The organism is Chitinophaga polysaccharea (assembly GCF_007829335.1).
Classification (GTDB): domain Bacteria; phylum Bacteroidota; class Bacteroidia; order Chitinophagales; family Chitinophagaceae; genus Chitinophaga; species Chitinophaga polysaccharea_B.
Genome location: NZ_VIWO01000002.1, coordinates 303,454 through 320,374, shown reverse-complemented (window position 1 = coordinate 320,374; position 16,921 = coordinate 303,454). Strand labels below are relative to the sequence as shown.

Below are 16,921 nucleotides of genomic sequence, written 5' to 3'. Positions count from 1 at the left end.
GCACATTTTTCCCTAACTTAGTAACAAGTAATAAATGAACGTATGAGAGTATATGATACCGTAACCGCCGCCATTGAAGATCTGCGTACACGTGGATACCTGGCCGATTTTAACCTGCTTTTTGATAGCATACAACATAACAGCAACACCATACATCCGCAGGATTTTGAAATCACAGAAACCTATCGTTTCGAAGGTGATAGTGATCCCGGAGATGAAGCCGTAGTATATGCCATTGAAACCAAATCCGGCGCCAAAGGAGTGCTGATGTATGGCTATGGCGTTTATTCAGAAGATATGTCGGAAGATATGATCCGCAAACTGGGATCAAAATAACGATCTTCATCAAGTGTCAACAGGTCCGGGTATTACTGCCCGGACCTGTTTTTTTTATAGTATTTTGACACATACCGGTACTTTATCAGCCGGCTACATATATTTCGCCTAAAACAAGCTACTTTCACGGGTTATTATTCAACATTGCGCATGTTAAAACGTATTACCTGTTTATTATTGCTGGTAGTGGGCCTTTCAAACGTTCTGCATAGCCAGAGCTGGGGCAACCTGGATCTTATTCCCCGGCCGGCAAGGATATTGGCTACCGCCGGCACTTTTACCTTTACCAGCCAGAGTAAAGTATACAGCACTCCCCGTTTTAAAGAAGTAGCGACCTTATTGGCCAGCGCTACCGGCCTTTCTCAGGTAGCCTCCACTTCCGGCAAACCGGCCCGCCATAGCATTGTTTTCGGAGTAGCCGATAAATCGGCACTCTCCGATTCCGCAGGTTACCAGTTAAAAGTTACACCCGATCATGTTTTTATTCTTGCCTTTACCCGCACAGGGGCATTAAATGGGATGCAATCGTTGTTGCAATTACGGTTATTACAACCCGTTCCCACTGTCATTCCCTGCGCAGAAATTACGGACTATCCCCGTTTTGGCTATCGCGGCGTACACCTGGATGTGTCCAGGAATTTCTTTCCAGCCAGCTATATCAAGCGCTTTATCGACCTGATGGCGCTGTATAAAATGAATACCTTTCATTGGCACCTTACCGATGGCGCCGGGTGGAGGCTGGAAATAAAACGGTATCCTGAACTCACGCGGGTAGCCGCCTGGAGGGATAAAGCCAGCTGGAAAGAATGGTGGAACGGCAACCGCCATTATGCCCGCGAAGGTGATCCCAACGCCTATGGCGGCTACTACACCCAGGAGGAAGCCCGGGAAATCGTTGCTTATGCCGCCCAACGCGGAATTACTGTTATCCCGGAAATTGAAATGCCCGGTCACTCAGAAGAAGTATTGGCCGTGTATCCACAGTTATCCTGTTCGGGGCTACCCTACAAAAACTCGGAATTCTGTTTGGGTAACGACAGTACCTTCCACTTCCTGGAAAATGTACTAACGGAGGTGCTGGATATTTTTCCCTCTCCCTATATCCATATCGGTGGCGATGAAGCAGATAAAAAGGCCTGGAAGCAATGTCCCAAATGCCAGCAACGTATACGCCAGGAGCACCTGAAAGATGAAAACGAATTACAGAGCTATGCCATACGTCGCATGGAAAAATTCCTGGTGGCGCACCAGCGTAAGCTCCTGGGCTGGGATGAAATCCTGGAAGGCGGACTGGCTCCCGAAGCCACGGTAATGTCGTGGCGCGGGGAAGCCGGGGGCATTGCCGCTGCCCTGGCTGGGCACAACGTTATCATGACACCGGGCGGATTCTGTTATTTCGACAGCTACCAGGCCGATCCCACAACTCAGCCGGAAGCCATTGGAGGCTATCTCCCACTGGAAAAAGTATATAGTTATGAACCAGTACCGGAAGAGCTGACTCCCCAGGCTGCGCAACATGTATTAGGCGCTCAGGCCAATACATGGACAGAATATATTCCTACTACCGACCACCTGGAATATATGATCTATCCACGTTTGCTGGCATTGTCGGAGGTAGTTTGGTCGGATACCCTGCATAAAGAATGGACAGACTTTCAACGCCGGTTACAATCGCACTATCGCTTACTTCAACGGCTACACGTAAATTATTACCGGCCGTCGTATGCGGTTACCATTCACCCGGCTATAAATATCGCAGCACATAAAACTGTTATTTCTTTCAGTACGGAGCAATACCAACCACAGATCCGGTATACCCTCGATGGTACTGTCCCCACGAGTCAGTCGGCTTTGTATGGCAGTCCTTTTGAAGTACACGGTACTGCCACCGTTACTGCTGCGGTCTTCAAAGACAATAACATGCCGGGCAAATCCGCTTCCCTGCAGCTCGACGATCACCTCGCACTTGGCAAAAAGGTGATCTACAATCTCCCCTACAGCAAAGGCTATCCTGCTCAGCGGGAATCCACGCTGGTAAATGGTTACCGGGGATCGCTCACCTATGGTGATGGCCAATGGCAGGGATTTGAAGGGAAAGATATGGACGTTACCATCGATATGGATCAACCCACCGCGCTCAAAAGTCTGTCGGTTTCCTTCATGCAGCAAACCGGACCCGGAGTATATATCCCGGCCTTTGTAGAAGTACTGGTGTCTGATGATAATAAAGATTTCAGGAAGGTAAAACAGATAGACAACGACGTACCTGTTACGCAATCAACACTGACGTTTAAAGACTTTCGGTTTGATTTAAAGGGGCAGTCGGCAAGGTATATCCGGATACATGCAAAGAACCTGCAACATGGCTTCCTCTTCGCAGATGAAGTAATTATCTATTAACGTTTAGGCCTGCCTGCTAGTGTATCGACTAACGGGCAGGCCTAAACGCTATTATTTTCTCGTTGAATTTTTATCTGATCTTCTGCCTCATCCTGAAGTCAACCATGCCGTTGAAATTAGGAGCCGGATGGCTGTTCTGGATGGGGATTTGCAAACTGCCTCCACTGGTCGGAGCTGCCGCAAGGCGCGCATTACGCGGGATACTCAGATAAGCACCTGTCCGGACGTAATTCAGTGCCTGCTTGATATTCTGATCGGTAGTATCACCCCACGGAACATTTACAAAATCATGTGCAAAGGCGCCGAAGTCTTCACCTATACCGGTAAAATACCCGCCCTCTCCTTTTGCATTCATGGTTTCAAAGTTAATGGCATACAGGTCGGCCAGGTATTTAGGCTGATGTGTGTTGTCGTACATTGAAATATTAAAATCGATGAATCCTACCGGTTTGCCATAGGTAGTATCTCCCACCAACCTTACATTCATGTAGGGCTTCAGGTTGTTCAACGTCAGCTCACTGGCGGATGCAGTACCCCGGGAAACAATAAAGAAAACATTGTCCAGTGTGAAACCACCGGTATTAGCCGGGAAGTTTACCTGCGAGGCCAGGCCGGCGGCATTCAGGTTCTGCGTAAGGGCTTCATTATACTTATACTTGTACATGACCTTCCCTGCTGCCGAAGCGGGTGCAATCGCACTATCGAGGTACTCAGCGGTAGTGGTGGCGCCGCCTCCATTGTAACGGAGATCTACCACCAGGTTCCTGATCCCTTGTGCCGCAAATTTGCTCAGGGTCTGATCCAGTGCTATTTTCGTCGCCGTAGGCTGTCCTTTTTCATTAAATACACTGGCAAAAGTATACATGCCGAAATAACCTACTTTCACCGGACCGTGATTAGAGATCACAGTATAGATGGTGTCGAACAATACCGGGTTGATGTTATAGCTGGCGGTATTAATGGTGCGGGTAACCGGATCGTTTACGTTAGGCACCTTAAACGTCAGCGTAACACTCGACGATTTGAGGATGGCATTGTACACAAAGTCAAGCGAAGAGCTGGAGGCGTTAAAATCGGTCGTTCCATTTACGCTGGTAATCTCCCAGCCTCTGGTAACACCTGCCTGCCCTGCCGGGCTATTTTTGTCGGCGTATAATACAAACAACCTTACCTTATTGGTATTCGGTACCAGTACTGGCGCATAATCCAGTCCCAGCGAGCCGGTAGCGGCGATATAAGCCTGGGAAGAAACGCCGTTCATCAGCTTGTTGGTAAGCGTACCATCGCGATCCAGGAAGCTATAACGATCGAAGGGCTTTCCTGTAGTGGGGTTAATGGCATATCGCTTCATTTGCTCCAGCAAACTATCGGCATTGGCAAATTGCTTATCAAAGGGGTTCAGCACCGGTACTGATTTATTCCAGTAATAAGTGGGTAGTCCGGTACTCGCGTTCCGCCCGCCATCGCCGTAGGTTACCTGCATAATTTGGTACATCAGGTATCGCAGGGAATCTTCCTTCATGGCATCCGTAATTACGGGGCCCGTTCCCGGATCAGGGGCAGGATTATGGTCTTTATGACAAGACATCAAAACGCCGGCACAAAAAACGCCAGCCAACATTGCTTTTGCTCCTGTAGTAAACAGCTCTCTATACATAAAAACGGTTAAAACGATTTGCGCTGCCGCAACTAGTGATTGGCCAGTGTTTGCCTGGTCCAGAAGTCGGCAGAATAGTACATGGCGAAATTGTCTTCATACTCACCAGGCATGGGAGCCGCCTGCCCTTTGGCCCGCTTGGCTTCCATTTCCTTTTTATCTTCCCGTTTCATCGCATTCACCTTAAAATGATAGGCAATGGCTTGACTGGCTAACGAGGTAACGCCCAAAGTTTTTAACGGGATCGCCACCTCCAGTACCAGGTTCCCGGCAGCCTCATAAGTGCCGGCTGTCTGAATACCAAACGTATTACGCACTGGAATATTGCCATCTGGTATGCCCTCAAAACCCGATACTTTAATTTCTTTAACGTTAGCCAATACCTGCTTCTTCAGCTCGCCGGCAATTAAAGCCCTGGAAGCTTCGGGTACATCCGGCGCCCCGGTGCTCACGTTTTCCGTCAGGGGAAATGTAATAGAAGCACCTCCCTTTTTCTTCCCTGTGGCATTCACGGAAAGCGTCAGGCCAGAACGCATAATTTTCATCTGGCTCTTTGGATCAGGTACACTTACGATTACGTATATATTATCCTGATCGTTGGCTATGGTATAAAATAACTTGGTTTCATTATTATAAAACTGGAGGGGCTTAGGCCATTCGGTGGCTTGTCCGTCTACCTTGATATTGGCTGGCGCCCACTTGTTAGGTTCATCCTGCGCAGAAGCTTCTACAAATAACAGTAATCCGGCTATTATCCCTGCTCCTGTTGTCAGTGCCCTTTTCATTTTCATGTGCTAATATTTTCAGTTGCACTACAAGGTTAGCAAAGAATTTTGACAATCTACCAATAAAAAGCGTATATGGGGAAAAAGAGTCGGTGAATGGCCATTTTGGGGGAGTTAACAAGGGAAATTTTGGGAGATATACATAGCCGTCATCTCCCAAAACATACGGTTAATGTTTTAATTGTTTCAATAACATATCTATTTGCACCTGCTGCTCGTCATTTCTTTTATGTTGCTCAATGATGTACAGGGTAAGTTCCTCCACCTTTTCCAGCAATTTACGGTTCATCTCTCCCAGATCCTGCCCTTCCTGCTGTATAGCTGCTGCGTCTGGTATGCCTGGGAGGTGCTTATGTTGCGCTATATAGTGCGCCAGGTCTTTCAAATGTGGTAATTGATAACCTTCATGGAACACGTAGTCGGGCCAGGGATTGGCGGCAGTTACTTTCACCTTTCTCGCAGCGATCGTTCCTTCTACGGCCAGCTTGTTCGTACCCGTCGTAGCCGTACCGATACCAACACTGCCATCATTCAGGATCGTCATGCGGACAGGCGCAGTGTTACCTCCCCTGGCTGTTTCGAAGTAAATGTTTCCTGCATTGGCGGCACTTACATGCAGGTCCCTGTAACTTTCAACGATATTGCCATCCCGCTGGTTGGTAACAACATAGTTGCTCGTCGTGTTGCCAATAAACATTTGAGAATTGGCAACGCCGGTATTCACGATAGAAAATATGTTGGGATTATTCGCTGCTGAAGTGGCCAGCTGCAAATGGTTTGCCGGAGCAGTAGTGCCAATACCCACGTTGCCGTCCTCTCCAATATGCATTCTTACACTAGGTTCCCCCCCGGTGTTATTGATCCCGCTCGTTAAAAATTGCAGGTAAGTATCCCAGGATCCTCCCCTGTAGGAACGCACAACGGCTTTACCGGCGCCGGCGAACTCATAGGAAAGATCACGCCTGCTATCCGGGCCGTAAGGGCTGTTAGGCCCCACGATGACCAGCTTATAATAGTTACTGTCGGTGGCACTTCCTACAGTCAAAAGCGGCGCGTTCAGGGATTTTTTTACTGACAGGTCTCCAACGGGAGTTAACTTCATGATAAGGTCCCGGTCTGTGGTAAAATCGACTGCCACATCATTTGCCAGCCACCTGAACTGGAAGCCACGATCCAAAAAATTACTGATAGCCGAATTAATGGAGGCCCCGGTTTGAAAGTTTAACCCGGATCTGAAATTAGCCGAGTAAACACTGCTGAAAATATTGTTTCGATAGGTCTTGTTTAAATAGATGGTATCATAACTACCAATCTGGGCCTTCGTTTGCTGGGATAACAATCCTGCGCAAAGCGCCAGGAAAAGGGTTAATTTTCTCATAGTACAGAAAAGGTATTAGGGTTTAAAAATGAATATAAAGAAACAAAAAAAGCAGGGAGAAATCCCTGCTTTTTTTAGAAATATTTATACTGTTGTAAGTATTAGTACAGCAACCTTGTTTTAATAGTATGCTCCACTTCTTTGAGCAGTGCCAACGCTTCCTGTGATAACCGGGTATCCACATCGAGTACTACGTAACCAATCTGGTCGTTGGTTTTCAGGTATTGTCCGAGGATATTGATTTTGTTGGAAGACAGTGCGGTATTGATCGCCGACAACACGCCCGGCACGTTCTGGTGGATGTGCAGGATACGATGTGTATTTTCAATCGGTGGCACGCTGATGGCGGGCACGGTATGTGAACCAAAGCTGGCACCTTTCTCGAGATAATTGAGCATCTTACTGCTCACATCCAGCCCGATGTTATGCTGCGCTTCTTCGGTACTACCACCGATGTGTGGCGTTAAAATAACGTTGGATAATTTTTGCAGCGGCGTACTGAAAGAAGCCCCGTTCTTTTCCGGTTCTACCGGGAACACGTCGATGGCAGCGCCAGACAACAGGCCACTCTGCAATGCGTCCTTCAATGCTTCCAGGTCTACCACTTCCCCACGTGCGTAGTTAATAAAAATAGCACCCGGTTTAGCATCTGCCAGCACCTCTTTGGTGATCATGTTGGCAGTAGTTTTACTGGAAGGCACATGCAGGGAAATAATATCCGACTTATTAAACAACTCCCTCAGGGTACGTTGCTGTTCTGCATTTCCCAGGGGCAGCTTGGTTTCCGCATCGTAATAAATGACGTTCATACCCATACCTTCCGCCAGTACGCTCACCTGGCTACCAATGTTACCATACCCTACTATACCCAGCGTTTTGCCTCTGAGTTCATAACTACCGGTAGCTTCCTTCAGCCAGGTACCATTATGAGCCGCAGCATTCTTATCTACAATCCGGCGAATCAGGATGATGGATAATCCTATTACCAGTTCAGCCACCGAACGGGTATTGGAGTATGGCGCATTGAATACCGCCACACCATGCTCTGTAGCAGCTTTCAGGTCTACCTGGTTGGTACCAATACAAAAACATCCTATTGCCTGCAATTTCTTTGCTGCCTCCAGCACTCTACGGGTAACCTTGGTTTTAGAACGTATTCCCAGGAGATGTACATCCTTGATCTCGTTGATCAGATCATCTTCATTCATCGCACCCGACAACTTACGCACCTGGTATCCCGCCGACGTAAATTCTGCCACGGCGGCATCACTGATATTTTCCAATAATAAAATACTGATCTTCTCTTTCGGATAACTTGTCGACTTTTGCTGGTCCATAATATTATACTAGATTATATGTGTATCTCTGTGTTGCAATTGGCTTAATAATTGCTGATAGCGGGGAAACAGGGCACAAACCTACTCTATGTCGGGGAATATTCAAATAGTAGGAACATCAAATTCGATTTTATCAAAAAAACACGCGTATCAGGGACAAATTTTGAAGTTTTTTTAGCTTTTGGGCTTAAAAACCCATTAAAACGATCTGAAAACACTGTTTTTATTTGGCAATCATACACTTTGAGTATAAATTTAACGCCTTGTATTTTTGTTAAGGGTCATTTGAATTAAGAAAGCTAGTATACACTCCTCTAATGAAGCGATTGAAAGCAGTAAGTATCATTTTAATATCGGGAATTGCAATTGTATCAAGTTGCCAGAGCAATGCAGCACGCAGAGAAGCAAACAGAAAGAAAGCAACAACAGACAGTGTTCTTTATACATTAGGATTAAACAATGCGGAAAAGGAAGCCATCCTTAAATCATCCCGCACCAAACAAATGCAACAGGAACTGGAAGCATTTTATAACGGTAAACTCGTCCGTAGTGGGTTCAACGGCGCGATGATTGTGGCCAGGAAAGGTGTCGTGATTTTTGAGAAATATCATGGGTACGAAAACTCCCGCACCAAGGCGCCAATTGTGGACAGCTCTGCCTTCCAGCTGGCCTCCGTATCCAAAACATTTACCGGCGCAGCCGTACTATGGCTCGTACAAAAAGAACAACTCAGCCTGGACGATTCCCTGCAAAAGTTCTTTCCCACATTCCCCTACAAGGGAATCAATGTACGTATGCTGTTAAGCCACCGCAGCGGCCTTCCGAACTACCTCTACTTCTGTGACAGCCTCTGGAAAAAAGAATCAGGCTTTATCTCCAACGATGAAGTAATTAAACTGATGGAAGTACATAAGCCACCCATGCAGCATCTGCCGGGCACTCACTTCCAGTATTGCAATACCAACTATCTCTTGTTGGCTTCCATCATAGAAAAGGTAAGCGGACAAAAATATGCCGACTTCATGACCCAAACCATATTCAAACCACTGGGCATGAACAGCACCTTTGTATTTAATCCGGGCAGCGCAGTACATGCACACCAGACACAAAGCCACAAATATAACGGGCAGTTTGAACCCGACACTTATTTCGATGGCGTCATGGGCGATAAAGGTATCTACAGCTCCGCAGAAGATATGTTGAAATGGGACCAGGCGCTTTACTCCGGCCAGTTTCTGAATGAAGCCAGCCTGAAAGTAGCCTACACGCCTTACAGCAACGAGAAACCCGGCGTACGCAACTATGGCCTGGGATGGCGACTGATGGTATACCCTGACAGCACCAAAAATATCGTCTACCACAACGGATGGTGGCATGGTAACAATACCGTGTTTTACCGCTTTGTACAAGACTCCACTACCCTGATTATATTAGGCAACAAATATAACCGTGGCATTTACCAGGCAGTAAAACCAATACGTGAAATACTGGGCCATGGTGATGGCGAAGAAGCAGGAGAAGAATAAATCAACGACCGGTAAAGATCTTAAACCAGCCCCGTTTATAGCGGGGCTTTTTTTATGCCCCGCCGTATCCAAGACCTTAATAATTAGATAACAACACCTGTGCAGATTTAGCACCGATAGCCATTACATTTGCGATAAGCGTTACCACAACTACTGAAAAACAGTCCTAACCCTCATTAATATACGAATTAATATACGAAAATGACCGACAACGAACTACATGCACACACCGTTATCAACAATATTTTTGATTTATACGAACGTCTCGGGCACCAGGAATACGGAGAACAGGTAACGATGATGATGCATATGATGCAAGCCGCCCTGATAGCAGAAAGTACAGGATTCGATGATGAGATGATTGTCGCCGCTTTCTTACACGACATCGGGCATTTTTTTGAACAGGAAGCGCAAATGGGCATCTATGGCAGCCAGGCGCACGACGACCTGGGCAGCGCTTACCTGGTAGAATGTGGATTTCCTGAAAGGATGGCTAAGCTGGTCGGAAGTCATGTGGCCGCCAAACGTTATCTCACCTGGTCCGATAGCGCTTACTACGATACGCTTTCTGAAGCCAGCAAACAAACCCTCGAATACCAGGGCGGGCCTATGACTGAAGAAGAAGCCCTTGCTTTCCGCAGTGATCCGCTGTTCCATCAATACATCCAGATAAGAATATGGGACGATATGGGTAAGGAAACCGACATGTCGGTAATGCCTGAAGATATTAGCCGGATGAAACAGAAGACGCTGTCCTACCTGCTGGAGCATTATCAATAAACCAGGCTGATTAAGCTACTTGTATTAACTTTCCGGTATGGACCTTAGAACAGCCATACTGGCAGAACATTCCCGTACGCAATCGCTGTACATCGCAGGCTGGATCGGCAATAGCGTTTCCCGCTTCCGGCAGCTCATGCAATTATTTTTGGAAGATGAATACCGCGTGGTACAAAGAGCCGCCTGGGTCATCAGCTTTGTGGCCATGAAACACCCGGCACTGCTGACTACTCACCTGCCCGCCATGGTGGCCAGGATGGAAGATGCCGGTATCCCCGTAGCCGTTAAAAGAAATGTGCTCAGGATACTACAATACCTTGACATCCCCACTCCCCTTCACGGTGCAGTGATGAACAGCTGCTTCCGGTTCCTGGAAGACCCGGAAGAACCAGTAGCGGTAAAAGCCTTTTCGATGAGCATCCTGGCCGGTTTAGCGAAAGACTATCCCGATATTAAAAACGAGATCCGCCTGCTGGTGGAAGACCAGCTGGAAACCAATCCCACACCTGGTATCCGGTCGAGGGCAAAGAAGGTGCTGAAAGCCATTCAGTAGAATACCCAAGCCATAAACGAAAAGCAGCGCAACGAGGTATTACACCCCGTTGTGCTGCTTTTCTTAATCAGGTATATAACCGTTGGTGATTACTCTGCACTACCACCCGCATCAGCAGATGACGGAGGAGTTGCTGCCTTCGGCTCTCTTGGTTCTCTCGGCTCTTTAGGTTCCTTCTCTTTCTTCTTGGCTGCTTTCGGCGCAAAGATGGCAATCATACGCTTACCTTCCATGGTAGGCATGCTTTCCAAACCACCTACTTCTGCCAGCCTTTCAGCGAATTTGAGGAGAATTAACTCGCCACGCTCTTTAAACATGATAGCGCGACCTTTAAACTGAACATAGGTTTTTACCTTGTTACCGTCTTTCAGGAAGCTTTCTGCGTGCTTGGCCTTGAAATCAAAATCGTGATCATCGGTGTTAGGCGTAAAACGAATTTCTTTCACTTCGCTCTTATGCGCCTTCGCCTTCATTTCTTTTTCCTTCTTCTTCTTCTCGTAAAGGAATTTATTGTAGTCGATAATACGACAAACAGGAGGCACTGCATTTGGAGAAATTTCTACCAGGTCTAATCCCTGTTCTTCCGCCATACGGAGTGCTTCTTCCGTTCTGTAAACACCGACTTCAACGTTTTCACCTACAAGTCTAACCTCAGGGACACGTATCATCCTGTTGGTGCGATGTTCTTGTTGTTGTTCCCTGCGGAAGTTGGGGTTTCTTCCCCGGTTGTTGTTGTTACCGCCAAAACTTGGTCTGGGTCTTTGTTGCATTAAGAAAATTAAAATTAATTAATTAATTGTCCATTTAGTCCATGGTCCATTCTCTTCCATGGACCAAAAACAATTTCTACAAAAATAAGGGGAAAATTATAGCAATAAACATACCTTTCTCTAGTAATGTTCATTGTTTTATATACCTTTTTTCCACATTTATTACATCACTATTCTAATGGTTTCCGGTTCGCTACTTCTTCATTGATCAACGCAGTAAAAGCGTCAATTTGCATAGTTCCCATATCACCTTTAGACTGACGACGAACAGCTACTACATTATCGGCGGCTTCTTTTTCACCCAGGACGAGCATGTACGGAATTTTTGCCAGCTCAGCTTCCCGGATTTTTTTGCCTATTTTTTCACTTCTATCGTCTATTTCAGCGCGAATTTCCGCTTTTTTTAGCAATTCTGCTACTTTTTCTGCGTACTCCTGGCTTTTATCACTGATCGGTAAAATCTTCACCTGGGTAGGCGCCAGCCATAGCGGGAACTTGCCCGCACAGTGCTCTATCAGCACGGCTATAAACCGCTCCAGTGAACCAAATGGCGCACGGTGAATCATTACCGGGCGATGACGCTGGTTATCGGCGCCGATATACTCCAACTCAAAACGCTCTGGCAGATTGTAATCCACCTGGATAGTACCCAGCTGCCACTTACGGCCCAATGCATCTTTTACCATGAAATCCAGCTTAGGACCATAGAAGGCCGCTTCACCATATTCCACCACGGTATTCAAACCCTTTTCGGCGGCAGATTCGATAATCGCCCGTTCTGCCAGCTCCCAGTTTTCGTCTGAACCAATGTACTTACTGCGATCTTCCTTATCTCTCAGGGAAATCTGCGCGGTAAAATCGGTAAAACTGAGACTGTTAAACACATACATCACCAGGTCTATCACCTTCTGGAATTCCGCCTTCACCTGATCAGGACGGCAGAATAAGTGTGCGTCATCCTGGGTAAACCCTCTTACACGGGTTAAGCCATGCAGTTCGCCGTGTTGCTCATAACGATACACGGTACCGAATTCGGCAAAACGAACCGGCAGGTCTTTGTAGGATTTAGGCGTTACCTTGTACAGCTCACAGTGATGTGGACAGTTCATCGGTTTCAGCATAAACTCCTCGCCTTCTTCCGGCGTGTGAATAGGCTGGAAACTGTCTTTACCATATTTTTCGTAGTGACCGGAAGTCACGTACAGATTTTTGTTACCGATATGCGGAGTTACCACTGGCAGGTAACCACTGGCAATCTGTGCTTCCTGGAGGAACCGTTGTAAACGCTCGCGGAGCATAGCGCCCTTAGGCAGCCACATAGGCAGCCCCAACCCCACTTTTTCAGAGAAGGCAAACAACTCCAGTTCCTTACCCAGCTTACGGTGATCACGTTTCTTCGCTTCTTCGATCAGGGTCAGGTACTCGTCGAGCTCCTTCTGGTTAGGGAAAGTAATACCATAGATGCGGGTCAGCATCTTATTTTTTTCATTCCCACGCCAGTAAGCACCGGCAATGCTGGTCAGCTTGATCGACTTGATAAAGCCGGTGTTCGGGATATGCGGACCACGGCACAAATCTGTAAAACCACCCTGGGTATAGAAGCTAATGCTGCCATCCGCCAGTTCATTGATGGTTTCTACTTTGTACTGATCTCCTTTCTCTGTAAAGTAAGCCAGCGCATCTGCTTTGCTGATATCCTTGCGTATATACTCGCTGTTTAACTTAGACAGCTCCACCATTTTGGCTTCAATCTTTTTCAGATCTTCTTCCGAAATGGTACGATCGCCCAGGTCAACATCGTAATAGAATCCGTTTTCAATAGAGGGTCCGTAACCCAGTTTCACACCAGGATACAGGGCTTCCAGGGCCTCGGCCATCAGGTGGGCGGAAGAGTGCCACATCGTTGCCTTGCCATCCTTATCCACCCACGTCAGCAACTGTAGTGTGCTATCCGTCAAAATCGGGCGCGTAGCATCCACTACCTGCCCGTTCACATTTGCTGCCAATACTTTACGCGCCAATCCCTCGCTGATGGATTTGGCAATGTCCAATGCAGTTACTCCTGGTTCATACTGACGAACTGCGCCATCCGGAAAAGTGATATTTATCATACGTTTTGCTGTTAGCGCCATACTACGTCATATGGGCTATATTTCCTTTATAAATGTTTGCGAAGTTAAGAAATACTTTGTTAGCATTTAGATAACCATGTCATTGAAATTAAGGATTTTAAAAATAAATATTATTACAGCGGTGTAAGCTCAGTTAAAAAATGACAGAAATGGGTTTTATCATAAAATTTTGAAACAATGCAAGGCGCTCCCCGGCTATTCTGCGCGCCTGATCACATAACGGATTATTCTCATTTTTACATTCCTGGCTGTAGTTAGTATTCATCTCTCTCAAAATGATCGATCAATTTACATCTTAATCAATTAAATTATAATATAATATAGTTAAAAGAAATATCTATATAAATACCTATACAAGAGGTTTAAACACCGTAATTTTATCATGATTTAAAACCATATTTCATATGACATTTGAAAACTTAAAACTGTACGAGATCTTTAGACTGGATCTTCATTTACCAGACAACCGGGCCATGGAAGCCATGGTAGCCATGGATGATTTTTTCTCGCTAAAAATCACCGAAGCCACCAAGGATATGGCCACCAAGACTGAGCTGCAAAGCACGAAGAATGAGCTAAAAACTGAAATTGAAGCCGTTAAACACGAGGTACAAGCTGTTAAACATGAAGTACAAATTATCAACACCAAGTTGGAACACATGAACCATAACATGAACACTAACATGGCAACTAAACGCGAATTGGCAGAAGTGGAGGCCCGGGTTACTAAAAGTATATATATGGTGGGGTTGGGCCAACTACTGGTAGTCATCATTTCTGTTCTCACAATCCTGAAATATGCAGGCGTAATTAAGTAAGCAATTGTCTACGTTCCACCTCCGCTAAGCTTCCATTTTCTCTCTCCCTAAAACCTGAAGTTGTAAGTAATAGAAGGCAATACAGGAAACAACGACACCTGTTTGGCACTTACTTGCAATGTCCCGTTAACCACACTTCCATTCTGATCAAAATACACAAAATAAGGGTTTTGCCTACTGTACACATTGTATATTGAAAACGCCCAGCTGCTCTTAAACCGGCGGTTGGGCCTTTTTGGCTGAGGCGAATAAATAGCCGATAAGTCCAGACGGTGGTAGGCCGGCAGTCGGTAGCCATTCAGGTTCCCATAGGCCTGTATCAGCGTGCCTTCCATAAAATAAAAAGTTTCCGGCAGCGTAGTCGTATTGCCGCTGCCATAGATAAATATACCGGACAGGCTCCAGCGCTTACTCAGCTCATAAGTGCCTACCAGCGCAAGGTCATGGCGACGGTCATATTTCGCAGGGTATTGTTTGCCATCATTCAGATCGGGGAACTGCCGCCAGGTCCATGCCAATGTATATCCCAGCCATCCGGTAAAACGTCCTTTCTTCTTGTTCACAAACAGTTCCAGGCCATAAGCCTGCCCCTTACCAAAAACGAAATCCTGTTCCGGGTCCGTGATAGAAGGCGTATATCCTTCTTTATACTCAATCTGGTGGTCCATTTCCTTGTAATATACCTCCGCAGAAGCTTCATAAGTATTATGGCCGAAGTTGAGAAAATAGCCGGCGCTGTACTGCCAGGCCACCTGCGGCTGTACGAGATAAGTGCTGGGCACCCAAACATCGGTAGGCAGCGTGGTAGCCGCATTAGACACGAGGTGTATGTATTGGTAGTTACGGGTAACCGATGCTTTCAGGGAATTTTGATCATTTAGTGCCAAACGCAGGATCACCCTGGGTTCCAGCCCTCCGTAACTCACCACTTTTTGTCCCCGGCCATACATAACACTGTCAATATTATTGCCGTTGGCATCTTTGGTGTACTGCTTATAGGGTCCCACCTGCATAAACCCACTGACACGAACGCCTGCATTGAGTTGCAGTTTGGGAGATATTTCCCAGTCATCCATCAGGTAGACCGCCACTTCATGTGCATACTTCTCGAAGGCCTTTTCCGGCGTAAACTGCGTAGAATCCTGCCGGCCAGACACCGTGGAAGGCGTAAACGTGTGGTGGATATAATTGGCGCCAAACCGGATATGATGATCCACATGCGGATAATAGTCAAAATCCGTTTTAAAGTTTACATCGCTGATACCAGACGACAGGCGGATATCAAAGCTGTTTTGCAAAGCGTTGAAACGAAACTTATAATCGTTGTAAATGAGTGAGGTGTTGGCAAACAATTGCCGGCTAAAAATATGATTCCATCTCAATGTCGCCGTGGTATTGCCCCAGGGAATATTCACGTTAAACGAACGGTCTTTGTTGGCAAAACTAAACACGTCTTTTCCCAGGTAACCGCTCAGGTACAGGCGATCTTTGTCTGAAAAAATATAATTCATTTTCGCATTGAGGTCATAAAAGTAATAACCCGAACCCTTATACGAAGTATTATTGATAACTGGTTTTGTAATCAGGTCGATATAAGTGCGCCTGCCGCTTACAATAAAGGAGGCCTTGTTTTTCTTCAATGGTCCCTGTAATGAGAGCCGCGAGGAGATCAGTCCTATTCCTCCTTCTCCCTGGAAATTTTTATTATTACCTTCTTTCATGGAAATATCCACTACGGAAGATAGCCGCCCACCGTAGTTGGCAGGCATTCCTCCTTTGATCAGCGTGGTATTACGGATGGCATCTGTATTAAATACGGAGAAAAAGCCGAAAAGGTGACCCGTATTATATACCGGCGCTTCGTCGAGCAAGATAAGGTTTTGATCCGGGCCGCCGCCCCGCACATAAAATCCTGCATTCCCTTCTCCTGAGGCCTGTACACCAGGCATGAGTTGCAGGGCTTTGAGCATATCCACCTCTCCCATCAGGGCGGGTAATTTCTTTACCTGGTCAGCGGTAATTTCCACCTTCCCCATGTCGGTGCTTTTAACGTTGGCATCTTTCTTTTTATCGGTAATCACCACTTCCTTTGCCTGGTAGATATGCGGCGCCAATTCCATGTGCTGGGTGGCATTTCCTGCCAGGTTAAGCGCCACAGCCCTGGATTCGTATCCTACAAAAGAATAAAGCAATATATAGCTGCCGGCCGGCAAGGTGAGGGAGTAGAAGCCGTAATTGTTGGTTTGCACGCCACTGGAGGAATGCAGTACCTGCACAGTGGCACCTGGCAAGGATTCGCCGTTGGTGCTGTCTTTTATAAAGCCGCTGACGATATACTGTTGTCCCCATGCTGCACCCGCAAAACATGACAGCCATAATATCAGTAAGAAGGGACCGTATCGTGTAAACATACCGTAAGATCGTTGCTGGTAATTTACGATTTACCCGA

The 16,921-nt window shown here is 46.5% G+C and carries 13 protein-coding genes; 6 read left to right on the top strand and 7 right to left on the bottom strand.

Features of this window, described 5'->3' with window-relative positions:
- Positions 1 to 42 precede the first annotated feature (42 nt).
- Positions 43 to 336, top strand: coding sequence for a phosphoribosylpyrophosphate synthetase (locus FHW36_RS09355; protein WP_145666134.1), 294 nt, complete (start codon positions 43 to 45; stop codon positions 334 to 336).
- A 150-nt stretch (positions 337 to 486) separates the two neighbouring features.
- Positions 487 to 2,736 (top strand): glycoside hydrolase family 20 protein, encoded by a 2,250-nt coding sequence (locus tag FHW36_RS09350; RefSeq protein WP_145666132.1) that lies wholly within the window; start codon positions 487 to 489, stop codon positions 2,734 to 2,736.
- 70 nt (positions 2,737 to 2,806) lie between these two features.
- Here FHW36_RS09350 and FHW36_RS09345 read toward each other — a convergent pair whose 3' ends face one another.
- The 4 genes from FHW36_RS09345 to serA all read right to left on the bottom strand — a co-directional run bounded on the left by FHW36_RS09345 (position 2,807) and on the right by serA (position 7,893).
- Positions 2,807 to 4,393, bottom strand: a complete 1,587-nt coding sequence (locus tag FHW36_RS09345) for a S41 family peptidase (protein ID WP_145666130.1) — start codon at positions 4,391 to 4,393, stop codon at positions 2,807 to 2,809.
- Positions 4,394 to 4,425: 32 nt separating this feature from the next.
- The gene (locus tag FHW36_RS09340) at positions 4,426 to 5,184 is read right to left on the bottom strand and encodes a hypothetical protein (protein ID WP_145666127.1); all 759 of its coding nucleotides are present in this window, start codon (positions 5,182 to 5,184) and stop codon (positions 4,426 to 4,428) included.
- Positions 5,185 to 5,347: 163 nt separating this feature from the next.
- Positions 5,348 to 6,556, bottom strand: a complete 1,209-nt coding sequence (locus FHW36_RS09335) for a hypothetical protein (RefSeq protein ID WP_145666124.1) — start codon at positions 6,554 to 6,556, stop codon at positions 5,348 to 5,350.
- A 101-nt stretch (positions 6,557 to 6,657) separates the two neighbouring features.
- On the bottom strand, positions 6,658 to 7,893 hold the full coding sequence (gene serA / locus FHW36_RS09330; RefSeq protein WP_145666122.1) for a phosphoglycerate dehydrogenase: 1,236 nt from the start codon (positions 7,891 to 7,893) through the stop codon (positions 6,658 to 6,660).
- Positions 7,894 to 8,210: 317 nt separating this feature from the next.
- Here serA and FHW36_RS09325 point away from each other — a divergent pair, with 317 nt between their 5' ends.
- The 3 genes from FHW36_RS09325 (at position 8,211) to FHW36_RS09315 (ending at position 10,752) form a co-directional block, all read left to right on the top strand.
- A complete protein-coding gene (locus FHW36_RS09325; protein WP_246121122.1) occupies positions 8,211 to 9,419 on the top strand; it encodes a serine hydrolase domain-containing protein in 1,209 nt (402 codons plus the stop codon).
- Between the two features lie 201 nt (positions 9,420 to 9,620).
- Entirely contained in the window at positions 9,621 to 10,199 is a 579-nt protein-coding gene (locus FHW36_RS09320) for an HD domain-containing protein (protein WP_145666119.1), read from the top strand.
- 37 nt (positions 10,200 to 10,236) lie between these two features.
- Positions 10,237 to 10,752 (top strand): hypothetical protein, encoded by a 516-nt coding sequence (locus FHW36_RS09315; RefSeq protein ID WP_145666117.1) that lies wholly within the window; start codon positions 10,237 to 10,239, stop codon positions 10,750 to 10,752.
- Between the two features lie 89 nt (positions 10,753 to 10,841).
- On the opposite strand, the gene infC is transcribed toward FHW36_RS09315, so the two are convergent.
- Positions 10,842 to 11,522, bottom strand: coding sequence for a translation initiation factor IF-3 (infC, locus tag FHW36_RS09310; protein ID WP_145666114.1), 681 nt, complete (start codon positions 11,520 to 11,522; stop codon positions 10,842 to 10,844).
- A gap of 170 nt (positions 11,523 to 11,692) precedes the next feature.
- Complete coding sequence (gene thrS / locus FHW36_RS09305; protein ID WP_145666111.1) at positions 11,693 to 13,633, bottom strand: threonine--tRNA ligase; 1,941 nt, start codon at positions 13,631 to 13,633, stop codon at positions 11,693 to 11,695.
- Positions 13,634 to 14,058: 425 nt separating this feature from the next.
- Here thrS and FHW36_RS09300 point away from each other — a divergent pair, with 425 nt between their 5' ends.
- Positions 14,059 to 14,472: a hypothetical protein gene (locus tag FHW36_RS09300; RefSeq protein ID WP_145666108.1), complete on the top strand. Its 414-nt coding sequence runs from the start codon at positions 14,059 to 14,061 to the stop codon at positions 14,470 to 14,472.
- 47 nt (positions 14,473 to 14,519) lie between these two features.
- On the opposite strand, the gene FHW36_RS09295 is transcribed toward FHW36_RS09300, so the two are convergent.
- Complete coding sequence (locus FHW36_RS09295) at positions 14,520 to 16,883, bottom strand: TonB-dependent receptor (protein WP_145666106.1); 2,364 nt, start codon at positions 16,881 to 16,883, stop codon at positions 14,520 to 14,522.
- Positions 16,884 to 16,921 lie beyond the last annotated feature (38 nt).